Genomic DNA, 25344 nt, shown 5'->3' with positions numbered 1-25344 from the left:
CTCAGTTGAAAGCTGATGGCTGACAGCCGACAGCTGATAGCTTCCCATCCATGACCACCGGTCGCTTCGCTCCTTCGCCCACGGGGGTTCTCCACCTGGGGAACCTGCGCACGGCGCTGGCCTCGTGGCTGTCGGCGCGGGCGGCGGGGGGGCGCTGGCTCATCCGCATGGAGGATGTGGACGGCCCCCGCTGCCGCCGGGACCTGGGGGAGGCGCAGCTGCGGGACCTCGCGGCCCTGGGGCTGGTGTCGGATGCGCCCGTGGTCTGGCAGTCGGAGCGCGACGCGGACTATCGCGCGGCCCTGGCGGCGCTGCATGGGGCCGGGCGCCTGTACCCCTGCGCCTGCACCAGGAAGGACCTGCAGCTGCTGGCGTCGGCGCCCCATGCGGAGGATGGCCTGCGGCCCTATCCCGGCCGCTGCCGGGGCAGGGCCTGGGAAGGCTTCGACCAGGCGCTCCGCTTCCAGCTGCCCGACGGGGCCGTGGCCTGGGAGGATCGCCTGCTGGGGCTCCAGGCCGACGATCCCGTCGTCCTTACCGGCGATCCGCTCCTGTTCCGCCGGGACGGCTGCTTCGCCTACCACCTGGCGGTGGTGGCCGATGATGGCGCCCAGGGCGTGACGGAGGTGGTGCGGGGCGCCGACCTGCGGCCCGTCACCGCCACCCAGATCCGCCTCCAGGAGGCCCTGGGCCTGCCGCGTCCCGCCTACGCCCACCTGGGCCTGGTGGCGGCTCCGGACGGCAGTCGCCTCGGCAAGCGGGCCGGGGCCCTGGGCGTCGAGGCTCTGGCGGGCCGGGGCATCGCCCTGCCCGAGATCCTCGGCTGGCTGGGCTGGAGCCTGGGCTGCCTGGAGCGGCCGGAAGCCTGCGCCGCCGAAGACCTCATCGGGGCCTTCGCCTGGAGCCGAGTGCCGGAGGGCGAGGTGCGGGTGCCGGCGGCCTGGGCCTAATTCAGGGTTTGGCTTCCATCCGCTTGAGCTCGGTCCACAGCCAGTCCCGGGCCAGGACGGTGCGGCCGTCCTTGAGGCGGATCTCGTAGGGCCTGCCGCTCAAGGAGCTGCCCGTCGCGCAGTACTGGATGAAGTCCGGGGCCGTCTTCACCCGCCTCCCTGCGTTCCTCCACTTCAGGCGCAGGTGGTCGGCGGCCTCCTTGGGGGTGTGCTCGGTGCCGTTCCGGATGAAGACGGCGCCCTCGAGGGCCGCCACGGCCTGGATGAGAGCCTCGATCTTCTGGGCCTCGGGCGTCGGGGCGGGGGCGGCGAGGAGGAGCACGGGGATCATGCCCATAGCATGACAAAGGACCCGGCTCGCCGGGTCCTTTATGCAGGATGTGGGAGGCTGGTTAGGCCAGCTTGTTCACTTTCTCGGTATCCCCTGTGGGGATACGCGAGACTGCAAAACAATGGACCCGGCTCTCCGGGTCCATTCGTCAGGCTTGATGGCTCGTTAAGCCAGCTTGTTCACTTTCTCGGTATCCCCTGTGGGGATACGCGAGACTGCAAAACAATGGACCCGGCTCTCCGGGTCCATTCGTCAGGCTTGATGGCTCGTTAAGCCAGCTTGTTCACTTTATCGGCCAGGCGGGACTTGGTCCGGTCGGCGGCGTTCTTGTGCATCACGCCCTTGCGGCAGGCCTTGTCGACCAGGCCCTGGGTCAGGGGCAGTGCCTTGGCGGCCTCGTCCTTCTTGCCACCGGCAATCAGGGCCAGGAAGCCCTTGACGGCGGACTTCAGGGTCGAACGGTTGCTGCGGTTGCGGAGGCGGGCCTCGGCATCGCGGCGGGCCTTCTTGGCGGCGGACTTGTGGTTGGCCATGGGTCGGATCTCCAGCTTCCCTGGGAACCCCGGAAGCGCGAAAGACCATCCTATCGCAAAATGCCTGAGGGTCAAGGGCAAAAGGCGGCACTGGAGGCCCATTCGCCCCTTCCGGAGCGGCCCTCCCCAGGGCATCCTAATCGGAGGCGAATGGCCTCCCGGGAAGGATGGGGTCATGCCTCAGCAGAAACTGGAGTCCGTCGAGGATCTGGCGGCGAAGGCGAAGGCCTTGCGGCGGGACGTGCTCCTGCAGGTCTACAGGGCCCAGAGCGGCCACCCGGGCGGCAGCTTGAGCTGGATCGACATCGGCGTGGCGCTCTACTACCACGAGATGACCGTCTTCCCCGAGAACCCGGCGGACCCGACCCGGGACCGCTTCGTGCTGTCCAAGGGCCACGCCTGCCCCGCCCAGTACGCCATCCTCGCCGACCAGGGCTTCTTTCCCAGGGCCTGGCTGGAGACCTTCCGGCAATACCCTACGCGGCTCCAGGGCCACGCCGAGAATCACTTCACCCCCGGTGTGGAAGTCACCACCGGCAGCCTGGGCCAGGGCCTGCCCCAGGCCGTGGGCATCGCCCTCGGCCTGAAGGTGCAGAAGGCCCCCCAGCGGGTCTACTGCGTGATCGGTGACGGCGAGAGCCAGGAGGGCGTCATATGGGAGGCGGCCATGGCCGCGCCCCACCACAAGCTCGACAACCTCTGCGTGTTCCACGACCTCAACGGCCTGCAGATCGACGGCGACGTGAAGAAGGTCATGAACATCAACCCCGTGCCCGACAAGTGGCGCGCCTTCGGCTGGGCCGTGAAGGAGATCGACGGCCACGACTTCACCCAGATCCTGGAGGCCCTGGCCTGGGCCCGCACCATCCACGGCCAGCCCGCGATGATCTGCGCCCGCACCGTGAAGGGGAAGGGCGTGAGCTTCATGGAGAACCAGGCCGGCTGGCACGGCGTGGCCCCCAAGACCGAAGACTACGAAAGAGCCCTGGCCGAGCTGGCCGACTAGCGGACTGAGGACCGACCCAGATGGATGCCTTGCGACACACCTTCGAACAGCGGCTGGCGGCGGCCCTTCCCGGCGTGGAGATCACGCTGGAGCGGCCGAAGACCGGCGAGCTGGGGGACCTGGCCTTCCCCTGCTTCCGCGCCGCCAAGCAGCTGGGGAAGAATCCCGCGCAGCTGTCGCAGGAGCTGGCGGGCGCCATCGCCATCGAGGGCGCCACACTCGCCGCCGCCGGGCCGTACCTGAACCTCAAGCTGGCGCCGGAGACCCGCGCTCAGGCCGTGCTGGGGGCCATCCTCGAGGCGCCGGTGGGCCGGCCCTACGGCTCGCGCGCCGCCAACGGCAAGAAGGTCATCGTCGAGTACAGCTCGCCGAACATCGCCAAGCTCTTCACCATCGGCCACCTGCGCTCCACCATGATCGGCCACACCCTGGCCCAGGCGCACCAGTTCCTGGGCTACGAGGTGATCCGCCTCAACCACCTCGGCGACTGGGGCACGCAGTTCGGCACGCTGCTGGCGGCCTACACCCGCTGGGCCCAGGACGGGAACGCGGACCTGGAGCAGGACTTCGACTGGGCCGAGCCCGCGCCGGAGAAGCGCCGCACGCCGCTGTTCCGCCTCTTCCAGCTCTACGTGCGCTTCCACGCCGAGGAGGAGAGCGACCCCGCCATGCGCGACGAGGCCCGCGGCTGGTTCCGGCGCCTGGAGGAGGGCGATGCCGAGGCCCGGCGGCTCTGGAGCTGGTTCCGGAAGATCTCCCTGCGCGAGTTCCAGCGCATCTACGACCGCCTGGGCGTGAGCTTCGACACCCTGGAGCAGGGCGAGGCCTTCTACGAAGATCAGCTGGTTCCGACCATGCAGCGGCTGGAAAACGCGGGCCTGCTGGTGGAGGGGAACAACGGGGCCCGCATCGTGGACCTGGAGGATGTGGGCATCACCACGCCCTGCCTGGTACAGAAGGCCGACGGCACCAGCATCTACGCCACCCGCGACCTGGCGGCGGCGCTCTACCGCAAGGACGCCTACGGATTCGACCGCTGCCTCTACGTGGTGGGCACGGACCAGGTGCTGCACTTCCAGCAGATCTTCGCCGTGCTCGACAAGCTGGATCCCTGGTTCAAGGGCCGCATGCTGCACACGCCCTTCGGCATGGTGAAGCTGCCCGAGGGCAAGATGAGCACCCGCAAGGGCAATGTCATCTTCCTGGAGGACGTGCTGGACGAGGCCCGAGAGCGCGTGGCCGCCATCATCGCGGAGAAGAACCCCGATCTGAAGGACAAGGAGGCGGTGGCCGAGATGCTGGGCATGGGTGCCGTCGTGTTCTTCGACGCCATGAACGACCGCGTGAAGCCCATCACCTTCACCTGGGACCGCGTCATCGCCCTCGATGGCGACACGGGCCCCTACGTTCAGTACGCCCACGCCCGCATCCTGAGCGTGCTGCGCAAGGCCGGCGGCGAGTGGGCGGCGAAGGCCCAGGCCGGCGCTGCGATCGGCCCTTTCCTGCCCTTCGTGGAGCTCGCCCTGCCTGCCGACCTCGATGGCCTGGCGGCGCCCGAAGCCCAGGCCCTGCTCTTCGAGCTGGCAGGTCTGCCCGGCGCCATCGCCGCCGTGGCCGACGGCTGCATGGCCACGCCGCTCGCGCGTCAGCTGGTGGCCCTGGCCCGGTCCTTCAGCGGCTACTACACCAACTGCCCCATCCTGGCCGCGGAGAACACCCCGGAGGTGCGCGAGGCCCGCCTCACCCTCTGCGTCGCCACCGCCCGCGCCCTCCGCCAGGGCCTCTACCTCATGGGCATCCAGGCCCCGGAGGAGATGTGATCACCCCCCATTGCCGATTCCAGGAGCTCCCATGACCAAGTATGTGTTCGTCACTGGCGGTGTGCTGTCCAGCCTGGGCAAGGGGATCGCGGCGGCTTCTCTGGGCGCACTGCTGGAGGCCCGCGGGCTGAAGGTCACGCTCATGAAGATGGATCCCTACCTCAACGTGGATCCGGGCACCATGTCGCCCTTCCAGCACGGCGAGGTCTTCGTCACGGATGACGGGGCGGAGACGGACCTGGACCTGGGCCACTACGAGCGCTTCACGTCGGTGCCCACCACCCAGAATCACACCATCACCACGGGCCGCATCTACAACACCGTGATTCAGAAGGAGCGGCGCGGCGACTACCTGGGCAAGACCGTGCAGGTGATCCCGCACATCACGGACGAGATCAAGGCGGTGATGAAGAAGGTCGCCAAGGACATGGACGTGGTGATCGTGGAGATCGGCGGGACGGTGGGCGACATCGAGAGCCAGCCGTTCCTGGAGGCCATCCGCCAGTTCAAGCTCGAGGCCGGCCTGGATTCCCAGATGAAGGCCAACGCCCTCAACATGCACCTCACCTACGTGCCCTTCATCAAGGCCGCGGGTGAATTGAAATCCAAGCCCACCCAGCACAGCGTGAAGGAGCTGCGGGCCCTGGGCATCCAGCCGGACGTGCTGCTCTGCCGCGCCGAGCAGGACATCCCCCGCGACCTGAAGGACAAGATCGCCCTGTTCTGCTCCGTGACGCCCGATGCGGTGTTCAGCTGCCGGGACGCCCACTCCATCTATGAAGTGCCGCTGAACCTGCACCTGGAAGGCCTGGACACCAAGGCCGCGGCCCTCCTGGGCCTCGGGGAGAAGGAGCCGGACCTGAGCGCCTGGCAGAACCTGCTCCACCGCATCCGCAACCCCAAGGGCAGCGTGCGCATCGGCGTGGTGGGCAAGTACGTGGAGTTCAAGGAGAGCTACAAGAGCCTCATCGAGGCCCTGCATCACGCGGGCTACGGGCTCGAGACCCATGTGGACCTCAAGTGGATCGAGGCGGAGGAACTGGAGAACCAGGATCCGGCGGCCTTCCTCCAGGACTGCCACGGCATCCTCGTGCCCGGCGGCTTCGGCGTGCGCGGTACCCGCGGCATGATCCGGTCCATCCAGTACGCCCGCGAGCACAAGATCCCGTTCTTCGGCATCTGCCTGGGCATGCAGATGGCCTCCGTGGAGTTCGCGCGCAACGTGGCGGGCCTCGAGGGGGCCGATTCCACCGAGTTCGACGACGCGCCCAAGCACCGCGTCATCTTCAAGCTGCGTGAGCTGGTGGACGTGGAGGAGCTGGGGGGCACCATGCGCCTGGGCGCCTATCCCTGCCGCCTCATGCCGGACAGCCAGGCCGCGAAGGCCTACGCCGGCACCGAGATCAGCGAGCGCCACCGCCACCGCTACGAGTTCAACCACGAGTACCGGAAGGCCCTGGAGGACCAGGGGCTTCAGTTCACCGGCATGAGCCCCGACGGTGTGTTCGTGGAGATCGTGGAGCTGAAGGACCACCCCTACTTCCTGGCCTGCCAGTTCCACCCCGAGTTCAAGAGCCGCCCCCTGAACCCGCATCCCCTGTTCACCGCCTTCGTGAAGGCGAGCGCCGGCAACCGCGGCTGATTTTCCGGAAACAGGGGCGATTGTCGCGACAGGGGAATATCTTCTGTCGCGACGGCGTTTGCAAGGAATCTGAAAGGTTGGCGGTGTTCCAATGGAACTGCCGCGAAGGTTATCTATAGGTAATCTAACGAGGTATTGAAATCTACCTTCAAGTAGTTTTTGATCTATCTGCAAAGGCGATCTAGGTATCATTTATTTGGACTCGGTGCTCCCGGATGGACCCGAGGCTCCAGCTCATTGCCAGAGTCGATCGAGGAGGGACCATGCAACTGTCGGGCTTGCGCTACGGCTCCAAGCTTCTGCACCTGGTTGAGTTTCCCGTGGCGGACTTCATCGATGGCTCGGCGACCAACCAGGAGATCCAGCACTTCCTGGAGCAGCACCGCAAGCTGGTGGTGAAGCCGGCCTTCTACGGCGGCGTCGGCAAGAAGGGCAAGGCGGGGCTCGTGCGCATCGTGAGCACCCTCCAGGAGGCCCTGCAGGCGAAGCGGGAGCTCTTCTTCGCCCAGCACACCTACGGGAACAAGACCGTCACGGCCAACGGCGTGACCATGGAGGCGTTCGTCCCCTCCGATCTGGAGGTCTACTTCAGCATCAGCAGCTCCAGCGAGTCCCGCGGCCCGGTGTTCACCATCACGCCCTGGGGGGGCGTGGACATCGAGGCGCTGCCGGCCGAGAAGAAGGCGGTGGTGGAGATCGATCCGTTCATCGGGATCAACGCCTTCGAGATCACCAACGCCCTCACGGACACCGGCTGCCCCGAGCCCTTCATCTCGGCCCTGGTGCAGCACCTGCCGAAGCTGTGGGAACTCTACGACGGCTACGGTCTCACCACCATCGAGCTCAATCCCATCCGGGTGATGCGGAAGGGCAATCAGCTCCTGCCGGTGGCCTGCGACGTGAAGGCGAGCTTCGACCAGGACAACCCGGCCTGGAAGCGCATCGGCCTGCCGGACGCCCTCTTCCAGACGGAGACGACGGCCTTCGAGGCGGACATCAACGAGCTGCGCACCTACCAGGGCCAGAGCGACGTGCTGGAGATGAACCCCAACGGGAGCATCATCCCCTTCATGTTCGGCGGCGGGGCCAACAGCGCGGGCACGGAGACCCTGGGCGAAGCGGCGATCTTCTCCTCGGACTTCGGGGGAAATCCCCCCTACGAGAAGATCTACGAGATCGGCCGCATCACCTTCGAGCACTGGTACGACCAGGCCAGCATGCTGCTCCTCATCGGCGGCAAGGCGAACAACACGGACATCTACGTGACCTTCAAGGGGGTCTTCGACGCCCTGCGCGACCATGTGGCCAAGGCGGGCTGGAAGCCGCTCTACGTGGTGATCGGCCGCGGCGGGCCGAATGTGGTGAAGGGCATGTTCTACGCCAAGGACATCCTCGACCGCCTGCGCCTCCCCTACAAGGTGTTCGGCCATGACACGTCCATGATCCTCACGCTGGAGTACGCGAAGCGGATCGATGAGTGGTGGCGCGCCGAGGGTGCCGGCGCCTACCGGAAACAGATCGAAACGCAGGTCCGGGCCTAGGAGGGTTCCATGCGACGGTTGAAGACGAAGCCATTCCCCTACTACGTCGGACTGCACTCCCTGGAAGAGCTGGTGACCCGGGAGCACCGCGTCTGCGTGATGAACATCCTGGGGAGCGAGAGCCGGAAGGTGACCCCGGTCTCCCACGAGTACAGCGGCGGGAACATCGTGGCCGGCGTGCAGTACGGCCGGCGCGGCAGTCTTGAGACGAAGCTCGGCGCCATCCCCGTCTACCGCAGCATCCGCGAGGTCATGGAGAAGGGCATCGCCTTCGACATGGGCGTGGTCTACATCCCGCCCCTCGGCGTCTGCAAGGCGGTCTCCGAGCTGGTGACGCACAACGAGGCTCTCAAGCGCATCGTGATTGTCACGGAGAAGGTGCCCGCACGGGACTCGCGCAACATCCGGGCGCTCTGCCAGGAGGCGGGCGTGGATGTCATCGGCGCCAACTGCCTGGGCATGGCCAACGCCTGGGACCGGGTGCGCATCGGCGGCAGCCTGGGCGGAGACCATCCCGAGGAGACCCTCGTGAAGGGCTCCATCGCCATCCACTCCAATTCCGGCAACTTCACCACCACCATGGCGGAGTACCTCCGCACGGCGGGCTTCGGCATCAGCACGGCGGTCTCCAGCGGGAAGGATGTCTACATCCACTTCGCGCTGCCCGAGTTCCTGTACGCCGCGCAGAACGATCCCCGCACCAAGGCTGTGGTGCTCTACGTGGAGCCCGGGGGCTACTACGAGAAGATGGCCCTGGACTGGATCCGCGACCGGGCCTTCGGCTTCACGAAGCCGATCATCGCCTGCGTCACGGGGCGCTGGAAGAAGAACATCACGCGGGCCTGCGGGCACGCGGGGGCGCTCTCGGGCAGCGGCGATGACGCCGAGAGCAAGGAGCGCTGGTTCGACGAGTATTTCGGCGTGGACGTCTTCGACCCGAAGACCTGCAAGGTCAGCAAGCGGGGCGTGCGCGTCTCCAGCATCCAGTACATCCCGGACGCGGTGAAGGCGGTCTTCGAGAAGATCGACGAGAAGCCCGACTTCCCCTCGACCGGCGACCTGTCGCTCAAGCTCTGGCTGGGTGACACGATGGTGAAGCTGCCGCCCTCCCTGGACCTGCCCATCGTGCAGGCGCCCGCGCCCTACGACCGGCAGATCGTGGAGGTGAACAAGCAGGTCGGCGCGCACTACCTCCGGCAGAACATGGCCCTCAAGTCCGGCGCGTCTCGGATGAACCCGGAGACCCAGGTCTCGGAGCTGCACGGGAAAACGGTCCTCGACCTGTCCCGCCGCACCCTGGAGGAGAACCTCTACTTCGCGCTGGCCAAGGTGATGCCCGAGAAGTCGGACCTTCCCACACTGAACCTCATCCTCAACCTGTTCATGAAGATCGACGAGCGGCGCATGGAGCTCATCGACGTGGGGCGGGCCAACGGCTGCACCCCGAACGCCTACCTGGCCTCCCAGATCGCCCTCGTGGGGAACAAGGACCTGCTGGCGAAGTCCCGGGAGCACGCCCGGTTCATCATCGACCTCATTCGAGAGTTCGGCCTGGATGAGCACACGAAGGCCTTTCCGGAAGAGCTGGATGCCTTCGTCGAGGCGCACCTGCTGAGGGCCGAGCCCTCCCGGAAGACCGACATCTCGGACCTGCTCCTCAAGGAGGTGAAGAAGTCGAAGAAGTCCTGCGTGGCATTGAAGGTCTGCCAGCACATCATCGCCCTGGCCGAGAGGCGCGGCCTGGAGATCCGGGACGCCTACGAGTTCCTGCTGGCCACCATCGCCGTGTGCGTGCTGTGGAATCCGATGCTGGAGAAGCGCATCAGCCGCCAGCTCGTGGAGGACTCGGTCACCTATTTCTACCTCATGTCCCGCATCGTGGCCTACTCGGTGGTGGACCGGGAGCACAACCCGCACTGGAAGAAGCTGGTGGACCAGAAGCTGTCCAACCTGAATCACAGCTTCACGGAGAACGCCTTCAAGGTGCTCTTCGGTCGGGTGCCTGACTCGGTGGAGCTGCTGGAATTCCAGACCCTGCTTGGCCTCACCATCACCAATGGGCCGGGCACGCTGTCCGTGAAGGGCGCGAAGGAGAGCGTCAGCGCCCGGAACGACATCTCCATGGCCTTCGTGGGCTTCCTGGCCAACACCGGACGCGCCCACGGCGGCAATGGGTACGAGGCCATCGACTTCCTCGTGGAGCAGTTCAAGGAGGCGGATCTCCGCGATCCGGGCGACCCGGCCCACGGCCTGGACCTCAAGCAGATGGCGAACAAGGCGGCCCGGGCCTTCGGAGCCCACAAGAAGCATGCGCTGGAGGTGGAGGATGGCGCGGTCAAGCCCATCCCCTGCATCAACCATCCGGTCTTCCGCGGCAACAAGATCAACGTGGATCCCCGGGAGCAGTTCGTGGCGGAGATGCTGGCGGAGAAGGGGGTCTACAACGTCTTCTGGGAGTACTACCGCCTGCTGGTCAAGGAGCTCTACGCCGAAGGGGTGACGAAGAACGTCTTCTGCGTGAACGTGGACGCGGTCCTTGCGATGATTCCGCTCAAGCTGGTGTGGAAGGACCTCCAGGCCGGCCGGATCACGCTGCGCCAGGTGCAGGAGCTGGCCTTCACGCTCTTCCTCTTTGGCCGCAGCGTCGGCGTCACCGCCGACATCGCCGATCACCGCGACCGGGGCCTGGACATGGACTGCCGCACGCCGGAGCGGGAACTCTCGTACGTTCTTTAGTCCTTCCGGACGCAGAGAAGGGGCGGGCCGGCAGGCCCGCCCCTTCTCTGCGGAGTGAAGAACCTACTTGCTTCCGCCCTTGGCGGCCCAGTCCTCGAGCATGGCGGTGGTGACGGACTTGGGGCGCTCCAGGGCGTAGCCCAGGGCGCGGTCCCAGGTGATGTTGGCCAGCACGCCGATGGCACGGCCCACGCCGAAGAGCACCGTGTAGAAGTCGTACTCGGTGAGACCGTAGTACCACTGGATCACGCCGCTCTGGGCATCGACGTTGGGCCAGGGGTTCTTGGTCTTGCCCTGCTCGGTGAGCACGCCGGGGGCCACGTGGTAGATCATGTTGACCAGCTTGAAGAGCGGGTCATTGGGCAGGTGCTTCTGGCAGAACTCCATCTGCGCGGTGTAGCGCGGGTCGGTCTTGCGCAGCACGGCGTGCCCGTAGCCGGGGATGACGTGGCCGGAGTTCAGGGTGTCCCAGAGCGCGGCTTTCACGTTCTCCTCTGTGGGCTCGGCGCCGTTCATCTTGGTCTGGAATTCCATGATCCACTGCAGCACTTCCTGGTTGGCCAGGCCGTGGAGGGGGCCCGCCAGGCCGTTGAGGCCGGCGCTGAAGGCGTAGTAGGCATCGGACAGCGCGGAGGCCACGAGGTGCGTGGTGTGGGCGCTGACGTTGCCGCTCTCGTGGTCGCTGTGGAGGATGAAGTACATCCGGGCCACGTCGTCATAGGGCTTGGCGATGCCCATCATGTGGGCGAAGTTGGCGCCCATGTCGAGCTCGTAGTTGCCGGGGATGATGTCGCCGTTTTTGTATTTGTAGCGGTAGATGAAGGCGGCGATCTCGGGCAGCTTGGCCAGCAGGTCGCAGGCATCCTCGTAGGTGGTGTCCCAGTAGTCGTTCTTCTTCAGGCTGTGGTAGGCCTTGTTGAACTTGCTCTCCTTCTGCATCGCGAGCACCGCGGTGGAGAGCATCACCATCGGGTGGCTGTCCTTGGGCAGGGCGCGCAGCACATCGAAGACGTAGGCGGGCACCTTGGCGCGGGCCTTGAAGTCCTGGTGGATCTCCTCGGCCTCCTCGGCCGTGGGGATCTCGCCGGTGAGCAGGAAGTACCAGAAGGACTCCACCGTGGGGTATTCGGCGCCGGGCAGCTTGGGCAGGGCGGCGAAGGTCTCTGGAATGAGCTTGCCCCTGAAGCGGATGCCCTCCTGGGAGTCGAGGTAGGAGATGTCGGTGACGAGACACTTGATGTCCCGGGCACCGCCGATGCACTGATCGATGGTCACCTCGTCGATGACCACCTTGCCGAACTCTTTCAGGAGCCGGGTGGTTCGGGGGCGATGTTCCTCAATCTTCTCTTGAAGACGGGCTTTGAGGCGTGTCATGGCTGGCTCCATGAAATGAGGGAGGGTGGATGGGGTGGCTATGAAGGAGCAGGGGGTCCGATCATCATACGGGCATCATCTATCGATGCGATGTCTTTCGTGCTGTTTGATGACCACCTGGGAATTAATCGATCTGATCATGACCCATAGTCCAGAGTATGGATGGAGCTGGTAGGAGTTGCCGTGACCTTGGTCAATCTGAGGGTATTGCTGATCGCAATGGTGGCCGCGGGCCTCGTGGCCCAGGAGACGCCACGGCCGAACCGCCTGGCCTGGTTCGAGGGCTTTCCGGAGCCCCTGCCGGAAGGCGCCAGCGAGGTGGCCCTGGAAGCCACCAGCCAGATGCTGCGGCCGGACCTGGAGCGCAGCGCGGACGGCCGGACCTTCGCGCGCCTGGATGGCGAGGAATGGCAGCTGACGGGGGACTGGGCGGTGAAGGCGGGATCCTCCCGGTTCAATGTCCGGGTCCGCGTGGCCTCGCGCTCCGGCGGCATCGCGGATCAGGCCATCTGGAACTGGCACACGATGTTCAATATGCCCCAGGGGGGACGGGAGGATGCGCCCAAGAACCGGCTCGTCTACCACCTCGAGCGGGACGGGCGGGTGATCGGGGACCTGACCCGGCCCGGCGTGTCCCTCATGGATCTCGATGTGGCCTGGGTCCGGCCCTTCGGCACCGCGGACGCCGGGGGGCGCGTCGGCGCCTCGGTGCAGCTGCCCACCGGGAAGCAGTCCGACTTTTCCGGCAGCGGCGACACCGATGGGCTGGTGGGCGCCGCGGCCTGGAAGCGGCACGGGCGCTTCAAGGTCTTCGGCCAGGTGGAGCGGGTGATGCTCGGCCTGCCCCGGAACAGCCCCCTGCGGGAGGTCATGGACCGGACCTCCTTCAACCGGGCCTGGGGCTCCGTGGCCTGGCTGGGCCAGGGGCCGGGCCTCCTGGACGGACTCGGCCTCGAGGTCAGCCTGGCCTACACCGGCAGTCCCTACCACACCGGCCTCGAGCGCCTGGACCGGGCGGGCTGGCAGCAGCACTGGACCCTCCGCCACACCCGTCTGCCCCGCTGGCGCTTCGGGGTCAGCGAGGAGGCCGGCACCTTCACCGCCCCGGACATCACGGCCTACCTGGTCTACCGCTTCGACGGGAAGTGACCTGCCTGTAAACTAGATGGTTCGTGCCGGAGTTCCCATGCAGCCCAACCAGTACCGCGACATCCGCCTTGAGAAGCTCGAGAAGCTCAAGGCCCTCGGACTGGACGCCTGGCCCCGGAAGGCGCAGCGGACTCACGGCATCGCCCAGCTGGCAGCGGCCTACGGGGACGCGGAAGCCTGGCCCAACGAGAAGCTGGAAGGGCTGGACCTCCCGGTTTCCGTGATGGGCCGCGTGCTCACCATCCGCGAGATGGGCAAGAGCGTGTTCGCCCACCTCACCGAGAATGGCGAGAAGATCCAGGCCTTCTTCCGCATGAACGACGTGGCCGAGCCGGGCTGGGATGTCCTCAAGCTCCTGGACATGGGCGATTTCATCAGCGTTACCGGGCCCCTCATGCGCACCAGGACCGGCGAGCTGAGCGTGCGGGTGAAGGAGATCCAGTTCCTCTCCAAGGCCCTGCTGCCCCTGCCGGAGAAGTGGCATGGCCTGCAGGACAAGGAGCAGCGGTACCGCCAGCGGTACCTGGACCTCATCTCCAACGGCGACGTGCTGAAGACCTTCCAGACCCGGTCGCGCATCGTGAGCGGCGTGCGGCGCTTCATGGAGGACCAGGGCTACCTGGAAGTCGAGACGCCCATGATGCAGCCCATCCCCGGCGGCGCCACGGCCCGGCCCTTCATCACGCACCACAACGCCCTGGACATGTCCCTCTACCTCCGCATCGCTCCGGAGCTCTACCTCAAGCGGCTCATCGTGGGGGGCTTCGAGAAGGTCTTCGAGATCAACCGCAGCTTCCGCAACGAGGGCATCAGCGTCCGGCACAATCCCGAATTCACCATGATGGAGTTCTACGCCGCTGGCCAGGATCTGAGGGACATGATGGCCCTCACCGAGGAGCTGTTCTCGGCCCTGGCCAAGGGGGTGATCGGCTCCGAGACGCTGCCCTGGGGCGAGCATGAGATCTCCTACGCCGCGCCCTTCCGCCGCCTGTCCCTGAAAGACGCCATCGCGCAGTACGGCGGTATCGATCGCCACCAGCTGGAGGACGGCGACAGCGTGCGCACCCTCGCCCGGGCCGCCCACATCGAGGACGTGGACGCGAAGACCGTGGGCACCCTCCTGGGCGACCTCTTCGAACACCACGCCGAGAAGCAGCTCATCCAGCCCACCTTCATCACGGACTATCCCATCGAGCTGTCCCCGCTCACCAAGACCCTGGCCGACGACGACCGGTTCGTGGACCGCTTCGAGCTGTTCATCGGCGGCATGGAGCTGGCCAACGCCTACTCGGAACTGAACGACCCCATCGACCAGATGGGCCGTTTCCAGGCCCAGATGGACGAGCGCGAAGCCGGCAACGACGAGGCCATGCTGCTGGACCAGGACTTCGTCACCAGCCTGGAGCACGGCTTCCCGCCCTGCGGCGGCGAAGGCATCGGCATCGACCGCCTGGTCATGCTGCTCACCAACAGCGCCAGCATCCGCGACGTCATCCTGTTCCCGCTCATGCGCCCGATGAAGCCGAGCGAGGCTCCTGACGAGTCGATGTGACGGAAACGCGCCCGGCCCGCTGCCATACTTGAACACCCTGATTGGAGGCTCCCATGGCCGTCCCGATGCTTGAGCTCGCCCCGCAGAACGCCGCCGTGAAGGCCAAGGTGCTGGAGGGGCTCTCGGGCCTCATCGACCGCTCCGCGTTCATCCTGGGCGAGAACGTGAAGGGCCTGGAGGCAGAGATCTCGGCCTATGCCGGCGCGGCCCATGCCGTCGCCATGTCCAGCGGCACGGACGCCCTGCTGGCGGCCCTGATGGGCCTGGGCATCGGCCATGGCGATGAGGTGATCGTCCCCAGCTTCACCTTCTTCGCCTCGGCGGGGGTGGTGTCGCGCCTGGGCGCGAAGCCCGTCTTCATCGACCTCGACCCGGCCACCTTCAACGCCACCGGCGCCCTGGTGGAGGCCGCCATCACGCCCCGCACCAAGGCCATCATGCCCGTGCACCTCTTCGGCCAGCTGGCGGACATGCCCGGCATCATGGCCGTGGCGGCGAAGCATGGCATCCCCGTGGTGGAGGACGCCTGCCAGAGCCTGGGCGCCAAGGGCTGGGGCAAGTCCGCGGGGCAGTTCGGTGACCTGACCGCCTACAGCTTCTACCCCACCAAGAACCTCGGCGCCTTCGGCGATGCCGGCATGACCGCCATCCGCGGCGATGCAGCTCTCGCTGCGCGGGTCCGCCGCATCCGCGTCCACGGCATGGAGCCCGTCTACATGCACCACGAGGTGGGCATGAACGGGCGCATGGACGAGTTCCAGGCCCTGGTGCTGCGCGCCAAGCTGCCCATGCTCGACGGCTGGCACGAGGGCCGGCGGAAGCACGCCACCTGGTACCTGGAGCGCATGAAGGGGCTGGCCGCCGACGAGGTCGTGCTGCCCCGCGAGGTGGTGCCCGAGGGCCGCCACATCTACAACCAGTTCACCATCCGCGTGAAGGGCGGTCGGCGCGATGCGCTCCAGGCCCACCTCAAGGAGCGCGGCATCGGCAGCGCCATCTACTACCCCATCTGCCTCCATGAGCAGCCCTGCTTCGCCTTCCTCGGCTACAAGGCCGGCCAGCTGCCCGAGTCCGAGCTCGCGGCCAAGGAAGTGCTCAGCCTGCCGGTCTACCCCGAAATGACCGCGGCCATGCTCGAGGAAGTGGCCAGCGCGATTCTCGGGTTCTTCGGAAAGCCCTGAGGGTTCTCAGTCCGCCGCGCGTCCGGCAGCCGTCGCCGCGCCCACCCAGGCCTCCAGCGCCTGGCGGATGGGGCCGTCCAGGGACAGGAACTGCAGGCCCATGCCCACCTGGTCCGCGGCAGCTTCCGTGGAGGAGTAGCCCAGCAGATAGGTCACGGTGGCGCTGAGGGAGGCCTTGGGCAGGTCCGGATGCAGGAAGACGAGGTTGTCCAGCGTCGCCCCCGGCAGAAAGAACCGGGCGGTGCGCCCCCCCAGCAGGGCCAGGCACCCGCCGACGCTCAGGTTCATGATGCGGACGTCACGGAAGTCGTGTCCCTTGAGGGTGAAGGAGATGGCGAACTCCGGGCCGGTGATGACCCGGGTGTCTCGTCGATGGTCGTGGTCGTTCATGGACTGGGTGCCTCAGGTCGGAAATCCCTGCTTGGGTATCGGCCGGTCCGGGGATAAACTGGATTTTCTGATCGGCCTGAACCCACCGGGGGACAGGGCGGATTCCTGGGAATCCGGCCCTGACGGCGCAGGACGCCGTCTCACCCAAGCGGGGACAACGCGAGACCCACAGCGCTGGCCGGACCTTCAACCCATTCACCTCCCTGGAGTTCCCATGGAAATCCTCCTCATCGAGAACGTGCCCAGCCTCGGCGCCCGCGGCGACGTCGTGAACGTCAAGGACGGCTACGCCCGCAACTTCCTCCTGCCGCGCAAGATGGCCCTGCCGGTCACCGCCGGCAACAAGCGCCAGATCGAGCTCGAGAAGATCCGCGCCGAGAAGCTCCGCGCCAAGGAACTGGCCGATGCCAAGAGCCTGGCCGAGAAGCTCGAGGCCATCAGCCTCGCCGTGGCCAAGAAGGCCGGTGAGAACGGCCACCTCTTCGGTTCCGTCACCAATGCCGACGTGGCTGAGCTCTTCAAGGGCAAGGGCTTCACCCTGGATCGCCGCGACATCACCGTGCCCCACATCAAGGACGCCGGTGCCTACACCGTGGATGTGCGCCTCTACAGTGGCGTGCACGCCAAGGTCAGCCTCGAAGTCACCGCTACCGCGGCCGAGTAGACCCACCCAGGATCCATTCCCCCCACCTGGCCGGCTCCTCGCGTAGGTGCTGGTCCCGCCGGGATTCCGCGTAGCCGGAGCCCGTCCACCCCATCCCAAGGAGTCCATTCCATGGCGAAGACCACTGCCAAGCCTGAAACCCTCGGCATCGCCGAGCTCGCCGCCACCCTGGCCGAGGCCCAGGACCTGTCCAAGGCCCGTGCCAAGTCCATCCTCGACGGCGTCCGCGACCACATCGTGGAGACCCTGCTCTCCGGCCAGCGCGTCAACCTCTTCGGTCTCGGCACCTTCGAAGTGCGCGCCACCAAGGAGAAGATGGGCCGCAACCCCAAGACCGGTGAGAGCATCCAGATCCCCGCCGGCCGGAAAGTCGTCTTCAAGACGGCCAAGGGTCTCAAGGATCAGATGTAAGGATTGTTAGAGCACGACACAGAAGGCCGCCGAAAGGCGGCCTTCGTCGTTGGGCCACGGCGATGCTCGGCGGAGTCTGGACCCGGCGAGGAGGTTATGCCACCGGCGTCGCAGCCCCGGGACAAAGTGCCCTTCTGCGTTCTCGGGCATCCTTGATCCATGACCCCGTTCGTTTACCTCCACGGATTCTCCTCCACCCCCAACGGGAACAAGGGGCGCTTCGTGCGCCAATGGGTGGAGGCCCGCGAGATCGCCTTCCACGCGCCGGACCTGAACCTGCCGGCCTTCGAGACCCTCACGATCACGGCCCAGGTCGAGGCCGTGGAGGCCCTGGTGCGCGGCCTGCCTGAACCGCCGGTGCTGGTGGGCAGCTCCCTCGGCGGGTTCATCGCCACCGCCGTGGCCCACCGAGGGAGCCGGGTGAAGGCCATGCTCCTGCTGGCCCCAGCCATCCACTTCGCAGGGCGCCGCACGACGCATCCGACCTGGGCTGCCTACCGCGAGCGCGGGGAGATGGAGGTCTTCCACCATGGCGCGGGGCGGCTGCTGCGGCTGGGGCCGGAGCTGCTCCGGGACCTGCCGAACTGGCTCGGGGAGGAGACCTGGCGCCTGGCCGTGCCCACCGTGATCCTCCATGGCCGCGCCGACGATTCCGTTCCACTGGCCGAGAGCGAAGCCTACGCGGCCCGCAACCCGGAGGCGATCCTCCACATCCTCGATGATGATCACGGGCTGCTGGCACCAGCCTCCCTTGCCCGCTTGGAGGCCGAACTGGACGCGGCGCGGTGAATCACGACCCGAATTCAGTCGGGCTCAACGCCTGCAGGTACCGTGTGAGCAGCTTCTGCTTCTCCTGGGTGGCCTTCACCTTCTTCTGGTAGATGGAGAAGCGGTCCTCGGCGGGGCGGATGGCGGGGAAGAGGGCCACCAGGTCGCCCCGCTCCAGCTCCTCCAGCACGCTGTAGCGGGGCACCAGCAGGGCGCCCATGCCCTCCACGGCGGCGTGGATCATGGCGCGGATGTGGTTCACGGCGATGAAGCGGTCCAGGTGGGGTTGGTCCCGGTCCGGCACGGCCACGAGGAAGCGGTTCCACCAGGCGCCCGCCTTGTCCAGGGACAGGATGGGGCAGCGCGCCAGGTCCGCGGGGATCCGCAGGCGGTGGACCTTCCGGAAGGCGGGGGTGCAGGCCACCACGTAGGTCTCCCGGAAGAGAGGGACCTTCTTCAGGGCCGGGAGGGCATGCTCCACGCAGTCGATGGCCAGGTCGAGGTCATCCCGCAGCAGGGGGGTGAGCAGGTCGTGGCTGAGGGTGAAGTCGATCTCGATGCCCGGGTTCGCGGCCAGGAAGGGCTGCATGTGCCGCATGAGGATGCTGCTGCCGAACTCCACCGTGGCACCCACCCGGAGCCGGCCCCGGGCCTGGGTCTGGTGGCGCTTCAGGTCCTCGGCCGCGGCGTCGAGGGTGGCGAAGGCCTGTTCGCAGGCCTGGTAGAGGCGCCGGCCCTCCTCGGTGAGGCGCAGGCCCCGGCTCCGGCGATCCAGGAGGGGGAGGCCGATCAGGTCCTCCAGCTTGGCCATGGCGTGGCTGACAGCGGACTGGGTGCGACCCAGGCGCCGGGCGCAGGCGGTGAAGCTGCCCACCTGGGCGAGCGTGTAGAAGGTCCGCAGCTGGGGGAGGTCGAGCAGGGCGTCCATAGGTATGAATCATATTCATGCCTCATGTGAATCGAATGAGTTTCATCATTGACGCAAAAAAAGATACAAATGGATCCTGGAGGTGGGCCATGCAGGAGGTCCTGAAGTCGCTGGGCATTTCGGACGTGAACCCGGGCGGGTTCGCCGGCGCGTGGACGGGCAGCGGGAAGGCCCAGCAGGTCGTCTCCCCCATCAACGGCGAGGCTCTGGCCACGGTCACCAACGTCACCCCCCAGGAATTCGAGGCCATCCTGGCGAAGAGCCACGCCGCCTTCGCGTCCTGGAAGCTGGTGCCCGCCCCCAAGCGCGGCGAGGTGGTGAAGGCGCTGGGTGACGAGCTGCGCCGGAACAAGGCGGCCCTGGCCGAGCTGGTCACGCTGGAGATGGGCAAGACCCTGCGCGAGGGCCTGGGCGAGGTCCAGGAGATGATCGACATCTGCGACTTCGCGGTGGGCCTGTCCCGCCAGCTCTACGGCCTCACCATGCCCAGCGAGCGGCGCCAGCACCGGCTCCAGGAGCAGTGGCATCCCCTGGGCGTGGTGGGCGTCATCACGGCCTTCAACTTCCCCGTGGCCGTGTGGAGCTGGAACACCGCCCTGGCCCTGGTCTGCGGCGACACGGTGCTCTGGAAGCCGTCCTCCAAGACGCCGCTGACGGCCCTCGCCTGCACGAAGATCGCCGAGAAGGTGCTGCGTGACTTCGGCTTCGATCCCGCCATCTGCAGTCTGGCCATCGGCAAGGGCAGCGAGATCGGCGACCTCATCAACACCGACCCGCGGGTGGCCCTGGTGTCGTACACGGGCTCGGTCCCGGGTGGCCGCCACGTCGGGAAGCTGGTGCAGGAGCGCTTCGGCCGCCACATCCTCGAGCTGGGCGGCAACGGCGCCGTGATCGTGAGCGACAAGGGTGACCTCGACATCGCCCTGCGCTCGGTCTACTTCGGCGCCATCGGCACCTCAGGCCAGCGCTGCACCTCCACCCGCCGAGTCATCGTGCAGGAGTCCATCTACGGCGCCTTCCGGGACCGCCTGCTGGAGCTCTACAAGAAGACGCCCATCGGCGATCCCCGGCAGGACGAGATCCTCATGGGACCCCTGGTGGACGCCGGAGCCGTGGCCACCATGCTGGCCGCCATCGAGACGGTGAAGGCCCAGGGCGGGAAGATCCTCGTCGGCGGGGAGAAGCTGCCCCAGGCCGGTGGCTGCTACATCACGCCCTGCATCGCCGAGGTGTCCGGCAACCTGCCCATCGTGCAGGAGGAGACCTTCGCCCCGGTGCTCTACCTCATGCCCTACCGGACCATCGAGGAGGCCATCGCCCTCCAGAACGGTGTGCCCCAGGGCCTCTCCAGCGCCATCATCACCAACGACCTGGGCGAGAGCGAGCTGTTCCTGTCGGCGGCCGGCAGCGACTGCGGTCTGGCCAACGTGAACACCGGTACCAGCGGCGCGGAGATCGGCGGGGCCTTTGGTGGTGAAAAGGAGACCGGCGGCGGCCGCGAGAGCGGTTCTGACGCATGGAAGGCCTACATGCGCCGGCAGACCAGCGCCATCAACTTCAGCGGCAAGGTGGAACTGGCCCAGGGCATCACGCTGGAGCTCTGAGGAGCGCCCACCGCCCGCACGGGTTCCGCTAAGCTTTGGGGATCCTTCTGCGAGGCCCCCTTGGCTGGGCAAATTCTCCCATTCCGGCGCGATCCGCCGGGCCATCCCCTTCCCGCCGTCGCCCGGGCGCTGCTGGTGGGGGTCTGGATCGTCGCGGGCCTGGTCCACGGCGGCCTATCCCTGGATCAGCGCCTCGCGGTGTGGCCGCTGAGCTACATGGGGCTGGAGCTCCTCGCCGCGGCCAGCCTGGGTTGTCGCGCCTGGAGGACCCCCGGCGCCAGCCGCGTGGCCTGGTGGCTGCTGGCGCTCTCGGCCGCCCTGGAAGTTCCGAACCTGGCGGTCAGCCTGCTCCTCAGCCGGGGCTGGGCCGCGCCTTGGGCCGCAGGTGTGCCGAGCCTCCTTGGGCTGGGGACTGGCCTCCTGGTGCTGGCGGGGGTCCTGAGCTTCCCCCGGGCCCAGGAGCCGAGCGCCGTGCTCTGGCGGCGGGTCCAGGACGGCCTCATCTTCGCCGTGGCCGTGCTCTTCCTGCTCTGGGTGCTGGGGGGCCAGGGCAACCTCCCCACCGTGGCCCAGGGCATGGGCTTCCGGGTCTTCGTGGCCTACCTCAATGCGGCCCTGCTGGGCGGCGGCGTGGTCTTCATGACGTCGTACGATCCGGGCCGGATCCGGGGGCCGCTCGGCTGGCTGGGAGCCTCGGCCCTGGCCTGGCTGGCGGCCCTCTCCGCCTGGGCCCTGGCGGGCCTGCCCCCGGTGGTGGCCACTCAGGGTTGGATCGTCCTGGCCGGGGCCATCCCGCTCTTCCAGGGGCTGGCGGCCTGGTCCCCCCGTCCGGTGGAGGAGGCCCTGGCCGGCCCGGGCTCCGAGCGGAGGGCCGTGGTGCTGCTGCCCTACCTTCCCGTGGCCATCGCCATCGGGGTCCTGGCGGTGCTGCTGGTCTTCACGCCCGGAAGCGTGACCCGGAGCGCGTTCTCCATCTTCCTCGTCATGGTGGCGCTCCTCCTGCTGCGGCAGTTCCAGTCCATCCAGGATCTCCTGGCGGCCCGGCGGACCCTGGAGGATCGGGTCCGGCAGCGGACCCGGGCCCTGGAGCAGGCCCAGGACACGCTGCTGAGGACGGAGCGGATGAACACGGTCGCGCTCATGGGAGCGGGCCTGGCCCATGACCTCAACAACCTGCTCTGCGCCATGAAGAGCTCGGCCGAGCTGGCGACCCTGCGGCTCGACGAGGGCCAGGCCCCGGGCCGGGAGGAGCTTGGCCGTATCGCCGTGGCGGCGGACCGCGCCGCGCACCTGACCGGGCGCCTGATGGGGTTCGCGCGGCGGGAGGAGGAGTACCTATCCTTCCTGGATCTGGGCACGGCGGTGAAGGAGATGGAGGCGACCCTGAGGCTTCTGCTGCCGCGGTCCGTGGACCTCCGCATCGAGGCCGCGGTGGGAGGGGGGCTGATCGTCCAGAGCTCCCGGCTCCGGGTGGAGCAGATGGTGGTGAACCTGGTGGCCAACGCCCGCGACGCCATGCCCGACGGGGGCCTCCTCACGGTGCGGACCGGGGTGGGGGACTCGGAGCGGCCCATGGCCCTGCTGGAAGTGGTGGATACCGGCATCGGCATGAGCCCCGAGATCCAGGCGCGGATCTTCGATCCCTTCTTCACCACCAAGGCCCCGGGCCAGGGGACGGGCCTGGGCCTGCCCTCGCTGAAGGCCATGGTGGAGGAGAGCGGCGGCCGGCTGGAGGTCCTGAGCGGGCCGGACCAGGGCTCCCGGTTCCGGATCCTCCTGCCCCTGCTGCCGGTGGCGGGCGTCAGCCTCCGCTGATGAGGTGGATGACCTTCACCACCGCGCCGTCGGGGATGCGGGTGGTGTCGTAGTCCTTCTTCGGCACCAGCGCATCGTTCACGTGGATGACCAGCAGGGGGAACCGGTAGTTCTTCGCCTTCAGCACGTCCCGGACCGTCATGCCCGCGTGCCAGTCGAGCGCCTCTTCATTCACCAGGATCATGCGCGTTTTCCGCCTATGCTTTTCACGAAGAGAATCGGCCGCGTTCGCGGCCGATTCTCTCAGAGGTGCTGCTTCACGACTTCGACCACTTCCGGGAACGCGTCGAGGCCCAGCTCCTTGAGGCGCGCCAGGGTGGGCACGCCATCGAGGGTCCAGCCGCGGCGGGTGTAGACGCTGTCCATGAGCTTGGAGAAGCGCTCCGTGCGCCACTTCCGGTGCAGGGCCATCTTCTCCTCGGTGCTCTTCCCGGCGGGGTCGAGGCCCATCTCGGTGATGATCTGCTGGTCGTAGCGCTCGGCGCGGGACTCGTACTCCTCCCTCGTGACGGGGCCGAGGGAACGGTAGGGCGCCGCATCGTGCAGGCGGAGCCCCTTGCCCATGCGGATGTTGAACACGCGCTGGAAGTTGTAGACCTTGGCGGACTGGACGATCAGCTCTTCCTTGTCGATCTGGATGCCCGTGGTGGCGCTGAAGAGGTCCACGTAGTTCTGCACGTGCTCGGGCACCTTGTGGGCCTCGGGCTGCTCGGAGTTGTTGGCGGGCACCACGTCGTTCCAGGGCAGCTTGCAGAAGCCGTTGAGGCCGAACCAGGTGCGGAACAGGGGGAAGTAGTAGAGCGCCTCGGCCTTGTCCTCGAAGGTGGGCAGCTGCTTGTTCACCATGTCCATGAAGATCAGCCAGGCCTCGTCGTGCTGCGGCCCCTTGTTGGTGAGTGCGTAGCCGCCCTGCTGGGCCAGGGATTCCTTCGACATGTACTGGGAGTATTCGAGGCCCTTGTTCTCCATGCCGATGTCGTTGATGAGCTGCGGATCGCCCCAGCCGTTCTTGATGAAGTGCTCCTTCATCTTCTTCACGCCCAGGCCGGCGATCTTGCCGAAGCCTTCGCCGCGGGCCATCTGGTGCATCATCTCGAGGTCGGCCTCGGCGTTGCCCCAGGTCATCTCCAGGCCGCCCGTGCGCTCCTTGTTGAGGATGCCGCGCTGGTAGCACTCCATCACGAAGGCCGTGAGCGTGCCGTAGGTGATGGTGCAGATGCCGTAGGTGTCGCAGTAGAAGTTCAGCTCCAGCAGGTAGTCGGGATCGAAGACGCCGCAGTTGGAGCCCAGGCCCGCCGCGTTCTCGTACTCGGGGCCGTCCACGGTGACCATGTCGCCCTTGTAGGGGCCGGTCTTCAGCACGAGGCCGTCGGCGCCCTTGGCGCAGGCCATGGAGCAGCCGTACCAGCAGCCATCCACCGTGTGCTGGGTGCAACGCTGCTGCCAGTAGCTGGAGTCGATCTTGTGGACGTCCGGGTGCGAGCCGTACTGGAAGTTGTGGACGGGCAGCAGGTCGTAGGCGTCCATGATCTCCACGATGTGGGCCGTGCCGTTGCGCCGCATCATGCACTGGCTGCCGTCGTTCTCGCGGATCTCCTTGTGGTACTTGATGCCGGTCTTGGCGATGGTCTCGGGATCCGCCGGGTGGTTGAGGTCGCCAGCCACCTTGGGCCCACGCACCACGAGCGCGCGGATGCGCTTGTCCCGGAACACGGTGCCGATGCCGCCCCGGCCCGCCTGCTTGAAGCGCACGCACTTGCGGCGGCGGTCGTAGAAGGAGAAGTTCAGCATGCCGATGAGGCTGTGTTCGGCCGCCGCGCCCGTGGACACCACGGAGATGTTGGGCAGGTCCTTCTCGTTCTCGGCGTACATGTGGGTGAGGACTTCCGCGAGGACATGGCTATCCACCGGATCGGTGGGGGCGTCCTCGATGCGGATGATGCCTTTCTGCCCGTCGATGAAGAGGATGATGTCCTTGTCGGACTTGCCCTGGAGCTCCAGCGCGTCGAAGCCCGAGAACTTGAGCAGGGGGCCGTAGAAGCCGCCCACGTTGGAGTCGATGGGGATGTCCGTCTGGGGCGAGAGGCTCACCACCAGCGACTTGCCGGTGCCCGCGTACTGGGTCATGCCGGCCACGGGCCCGGGGCTGATGACGATCTCGTTCTCGGGATCATTCCAGCGGGTGGTGGGCTTCACGGCGTTCCACAGGTGGAAGAGGCCGAACCCGCGGCCGCCGATGAAGACATCCTTCATCTGCTGGGTGACGGGCTTCTCCGTGATCTCCAGGGTGCCCACGTTCACGTAGAGTGTGCGGTTCGTGTAGCCCTTGTCCGGCAGGCTGGGCGTGTAGGTGATCTCCTTCAACACCTTGTGCGCCGCCTGGATGGCCTCGAGGCCCTCCAGGTACTCGGTGCGCTTCGTGTAGTCGATGTCCATCACCTTGGAGGGGTCAAACACAAGCTGGCTCATGGGTCGCTCCTAAGGCTCAGATGATCCGGATGGCCGGCTCGGGGACGTCCACGATGGAGAGGGCCCCGTGGGGGCAGACCTTCACGCAGATGCCGCAGGAGGTGCACTTGTGGGGGACGATCCAGTCGGGGTTCCGCATGAAGGCGTCCTTCTCACAGAAGCCGATGCACATGTAGCAGCCCACGCAGAGCTGCTTGTCGATCATCACGACGCCCAGCTTGTTGCGCTTGAGGGCCTCCGTCGGGCAGACCACCACGCAGTCGCCGCACTGGTCGCAGAGGACGGCCTTGCCGCCGCCGTCCTCGTAGGCCTTGATCTGGAGGGCCGCCTGGGCAGGGTCGTCCACCTTGAAGACCTTGATGGCGCACTCCATCTCACACTCATGGTTGCAGTTGCGCCCTGCGTCGCACTTCTGGAAATCGATCACCAGCTGTTTCATGGCTCGAAGGCCTCCGGACTCGGACCCGTTGACTACACGTC

At 67.0% G+C, this 25344-nt stretch carries 22 protein-coding genes; 14 read left to right on the top strand and 8 right to left on the bottom strand.

The window, feature by feature from the left end; all coding sequences use genetic code 11:
* Window positions 1-50: 50 nt before the first annotated feature.
* Window positions 51-950 (top strand): tRNA glutamyl-Q(34) synthetase GluQRS, encoded by a 900-nt coding sequence (gluQRS, locus tag QSJ30_RS08450; protein WP_285608324.1) that lies wholly within the window; start codon window positions 51-53, stop codon window positions 948-950.
* Window position 951: 1 nt separating this feature from the next.
* On the opposite strand, the gene QSJ30_RS08445 is transcribed toward gluQRS, so the two are convergent.
* Window positions 952-1281 carry a DUF5329 family protein gene (locus QSJ30_RS08445; protein WP_285608323.1) on the bottom strand — a complete coding sequence of 110 codons (330 nt, stop codon included), beginning with the start codon at window positions 1279-1281 and terminating at the stop codon, window positions 952-954.
* 269 nt (window positions 1282-1550) lie between these two features.
* On the bottom strand, window positions 1551-1814 hold the full coding sequence (gene rpsT, locus QSJ30_RS08440; protein WP_285608321.1) for a 30S ribosomal protein S20: 264 nt from the start codon (window positions 1812-1814) through the stop codon (window positions 1551-1553).
* Window positions 1815-1989: 175 nt separating this feature from the next.
* Between rpsT and QSJ30_RS08435 the strand changes: the two genes are divergently transcribed.
* The 5 genes from QSJ30_RS08435 to QSJ30_RS08415 all read left to right on the top strand — a co-directional run bounded on the left by QSJ30_RS08435 (window position 1990) and on the right by QSJ30_RS08415 (window position 10559).
* Window positions 1990-2820 carry a transketolase gene (locus QSJ30_RS08435; protein ID WP_285608320.1) on the top strand — a complete coding sequence of 277 codons (831 nt, stop codon included), beginning with the start codon at window positions 1990-1992 and terminating at the stop codon, window positions 2818-2820.
* A 20-nt stretch (window positions 2821-2840) separates the two neighbouring features.
* On the top strand, window positions 2841-4640 hold the full coding sequence (argS, locus tag QSJ30_RS08430; RefSeq protein WP_285608318.1) for an arginine--tRNA ligase: 1800 nt from the start codon (window positions 2841-2843) through the stop codon (window positions 4638-4640).
* Window positions 4641-4671: 31 nt separating this feature from the next.
* The gene (locus QSJ30_RS08425) at window positions 4672-6282 is read left to right on the top strand and encodes a CTP synthase (protein WP_285608316.1); all 1611 of its coding nucleotides are present in this window, start codon (window positions 4672-4674) and stop codon (window positions 6280-6282) included.
* A 263-nt stretch (window positions 6283-6545) separates the two neighbouring features.
* Window positions 6546-7823, top strand: coding sequence for an ATP citrate lyase citrate-binding domain-containing protein (locus QSJ30_RS08420; RefSeq protein ID WP_285608314.1), 1278 nt, complete (start codon window positions 6546-6548; stop codon window positions 7821-7823).
* Window positions 7824-7832: 9 nt separating this feature from the next.
* Window positions 7833-10559: a citrate/2-methylcitrate synthase gene (locus tag QSJ30_RS08415; RefSeq protein ID WP_285608312.1), complete on the top strand. Its 2727-nt coding sequence runs from the start codon at window positions 7833-7835 to the stop codon at window positions 10557-10559.
* Between the two features lie 63 nt (window positions 10560-10622).
* Here QSJ30_RS08415 and QSJ30_RS08410 read toward each other — a convergent pair whose 3' ends face one another.
* Entirely contained in the window at window positions 10623-11933 is a 1311-nt protein-coding gene (locus QSJ30_RS08410; protein WP_285608310.1) for a citrate (Si)-synthase, read from the bottom strand.
* Between the two features lie 183 nt (window positions 11934-12116).
* Between QSJ30_RS08410 and QSJ30_RS08405 the strand changes: the two genes are divergently transcribed.
* The 3 genes from QSJ30_RS08405 to QSJ30_RS08395 are packed head-to-tail and all read left to right on the top strand — an operon-like array spanning window position 12117 to window position 15815.
* Window positions 12117-13082, top strand: a complete 966-nt coding sequence (locus QSJ30_RS08405) for a DUF3187 family protein (protein ID WP_285608308.1) — start codon at window positions 12117-12119, stop codon at window positions 13080-13082.
* A gap of 37 nt (window positions 13083-13119) precedes the next feature.
* On the top strand, window positions 13120-14634 hold the full coding sequence (gene lysS, locus QSJ30_RS08400) for a lysine--tRNA ligase (RefSeq protein WP_285608306.1): 1515 nt from the start codon (window positions 13120-13122) through the stop codon (window positions 14632-14634).
* 53 nt (window positions 14635-14687) lie between these two features.
* Window positions 14688-15815 carry a DegT/DnrJ/EryC1/StrS family aminotransferase gene (locus tag QSJ30_RS08395; RefSeq protein ID WP_285608304.1) on the top strand — a complete coding sequence of 376 codons (1128 nt, stop codon included), beginning with the start codon at window positions 14688-14690 and terminating at the stop codon, window positions 15813-15815.
* A 6-nt stretch (window positions 15816-15821) separates the two neighbouring features.
* On the opposite strand, the gene QSJ30_RS08390 is transcribed toward QSJ30_RS08395, so the two are convergent.
* A complete protein-coding gene (locus tag QSJ30_RS08390) occupies window positions 15822-16205 on the bottom strand; it encodes a PilZ domain-containing protein (protein ID WP_285608302.1) in 384 nt (127 codons plus the stop codon).
* A 214-nt stretch (window positions 16206-16419) separates the two neighbouring features.
* Here QSJ30_RS08390 and rplI point away from each other — a divergent pair, with 214 nt between their 5' ends.
* From rplI to QSJ30_RS08375, 3 genes are all read left to right on the top strand, one after another.
* Window positions 16420-16869: a 50S ribosomal protein L9 gene (gene rplI / locus QSJ30_RS08385; protein ID WP_285608300.1), complete on the top strand. Its 450-nt coding sequence runs from the start codon at window positions 16420-16422 to the stop codon at window positions 16867-16869.
* 111 nt (window positions 16870-16980) lie between these two features.
* Window positions 16981-17280, top strand: a complete 300-nt coding sequence (locus tag QSJ30_RS08380; RefSeq protein WP_243302928.1) for an HU family DNA-binding protein — start codon at window positions 16981-16983, stop codon at window positions 17278-17280.
* 159 nt (window positions 17281-17439) lie between these two features.
* Window positions 17440-18069, top strand: coding sequence for a YqiA/YcfP family alpha/beta fold hydrolase (locus QSJ30_RS08375; protein ID WP_285608295.1), 630 nt, complete (start codon window positions 17440-17442; stop codon window positions 18067-18069).
* Between the two features lies 1 nt (window position 18070).
* Here the strand turns inward: QSJ30_RS08375 and QSJ30_RS08370 are convergent, their stop codons facing one another.
* Complete coding sequence (locus tag QSJ30_RS08370) at window positions 18071-18976, bottom strand: LysR family transcriptional regulator (protein WP_285608293.1); 906 nt, start codon at window positions 18974-18976, stop codon at window positions 18071-18073.
* 89 nt (window positions 18977-19065) lie between these two features.
* Between QSJ30_RS08370 and amaB the strand changes: the two genes are divergently transcribed.
* Both amaB and QSJ30_RS08360 read left to right on the top strand, forming a co-directional pair.
* Window positions 19066-20580, top strand: coding sequence for an L-piperidine-6-carboxylate dehydrogenase (gene amaB / locus QSJ30_RS08365; RefSeq protein WP_285608292.1), 1515 nt, complete (start codon window positions 19066-19068; stop codon window positions 20578-20580).
* A gap of 60 nt (window positions 20581-20640) precedes the next feature.
* Window positions 20641-22395 (top strand): sensor histidine kinase, encoded by a 1755-nt coding sequence (locus QSJ30_RS08360; protein WP_285608291.1) that lies wholly within the window; start codon window positions 20641-20643, stop codon window positions 22393-22395.
* On the opposite strand, the gene thiS is transcribed toward QSJ30_RS08360, so the two are convergent.
* The 3 genes from thiS to QSJ30_RS08345 are packed head-to-tail and all read right to left on the bottom strand — an operon-like array spanning window position 22382 to window position 25303.
* A complete protein-coding gene (gene thiS / locus QSJ30_RS08355) occupies window positions 22382-22579 on the bottom strand; it encodes a sulfur carrier protein ThiS (protein WP_285608290.1) in 198 nt (65 codons plus the stop codon). The genes QSJ30_RS08360 and thiS overlap by 14 nt on opposite strands.
* Window positions 22580-22638: 59 nt before the next feature.
* Window positions 22639-24864, bottom strand: coding sequence for an aldehyde ferredoxin oxidoreductase family protein (locus QSJ30_RS08350; protein WP_285608289.1), 2226 nt, complete (start codon window positions 24862-24864; stop codon window positions 22639-22641).
* A gap of 16 nt (window positions 24865-24880) precedes the next feature.
* Entirely contained in the window at window positions 24881-25303 is a 423-nt protein-coding gene (locus QSJ30_RS08345; RefSeq protein WP_285608288.1) for a 4Fe-4S binding protein, read from the bottom strand.
* Window positions 25304-25344 lie beyond the last annotated feature (41 nt).

The organism is Geothrix edaphica (genome assembly GCF_030268045.1).
Classification (GTDB): Bacteria; Acidobacteriota; Holophagae; order Holophagales; family Holophagaceae; genus Geothrix; species Geothrix edaphica.
Note: the sequence above shows the minus strand (reverse complement) of the source record. Positions and strands in the feature narration are given on the sequence as shown.

Coding starts and splice junctions, on each gene's coding strand:
- gluQRS (WP_285608324.1), top strand. CDS start 51: ATGACCACCGGTCGCTTCGCTCCTTCGCCCACGGGGGTTCTCCACCTG.
- QSJ30_RS08445 (WP_285608323.1), bottom strand. CDS start 1,281: ATGATCCCCGTGCTCCTCCTCGCCGCCCCCGCCCCGACGCCCGAGGCC.
- rpsT (WP_285608321.1), bottom strand. CDS start 1,814: ATGGCCAACCACAAGTCCGCCGCCAAGAAGGCCCGCCGCGATGCCGAG.
- QSJ30_RS08435 (WP_285608320.1), top strand. CDS start 1,990: ATGCCTCAGCAGAAACTGGAGTCCGTCGAGGATCTGGCGGCGAAGGCG.
- argS (WP_285608318.1), top strand. CDS start 2,841: ATGGATGCCTTGCGACACACCTTCGAACAGCGGCTGGCGGCGGCCCTT.
- QSJ30_RS08425 (WP_285608316.1), top strand. CDS start 4,672: ATGACCAAGTATGTGTTCGTCACTGGCGGTGTGCTGTCCAGCCTGGGC.
- QSJ30_RS08420 (WP_285608314.1), top strand. CDS start 6,546: ATGCAACTGTCGGGCTTGCGCTACGGCTCCAAGCTTCTGCACCTGGTT.
- QSJ30_RS08415 (WP_285608312.1), top strand. CDS start 7,833: ATGCGACGGTTGAAGACGAAGCCATTCCCCTACTACGTCGGACTGCAC.
- QSJ30_RS08410 (WP_285608310.1), bottom strand. CDS start 11,933: ATGACACGCCTCAAAGCCCGTCTTCAAGAGAAGATTGAGGAACATCGC.
- lysS (WP_285608306.1), top strand. CDS start 13,120: ATGCAGCCCAACCAGTACCGCGACATCCGCCTTGAGAAGCTCGAGAAG.
- QSJ30_RS08395 (WP_285608304.1), top strand. CDS start 14,688: ATGGCCGTCCCGATGCTTGAGCTCGCCCCGCAGAACGCCGCCGTGAAG.
- QSJ30_RS08390 (WP_285608302.1), bottom strand. CDS start 16,205: ATGAACGACCACGACCATCGACGAGACACCCGGGTCATCACCGGCCCG.
- rplI (WP_285608300.1), top strand. CDS start 16,420: ATGGAAATCCTCCTCATCGAGAACGTGCCCAGCCTCGGCGCCCGCGGC.
- QSJ30_RS08380 (WP_243302928.1), top strand. CDS start 16,981: ATGGCGAAGACCACTGCCAAGCCTGAAACCCTCGGCATCGCCGAGCTC.
- QSJ30_RS08375 (WP_285608295.1), top strand. CDS start 17,440: ATGACCCCGTTCGTTTACCTCCACGGATTCTCCTCCACCCCCAACGGG.
- QSJ30_RS08370 (WP_285608293.1), bottom strand. CDS start 18,976: ATGGACGCCCTGCTCGACCTCCCCCAGCTGCGGACCTTCTACACGCTC.
- amaB (WP_285608292.1), top strand. CDS start 19,066: ATGCAGGAGGTCCTGAAGTCGCTGGGCATTTCGGACGTGAACCCGGGC.
- thiS (WP_285608290.1), bottom strand. CDS start 22,579: ATGATCCTGGTGAATGAAGAGGCGCTCGACTGGCACGCGGGCATGACG.
- QSJ30_RS08350 (WP_285608289.1), bottom strand. CDS start 24,864: ATGAGCCAGCTTGTGTTTGACCCCTCCAAGGTGATGGACATCGACTAC.
- QSJ30_RS08345 (WP_285608288.1), bottom strand. CDS start 25,303: ATGAAACAGCTGGTGATCGATTTCCAGAAGTGCGACGCAGGGCGCAAC.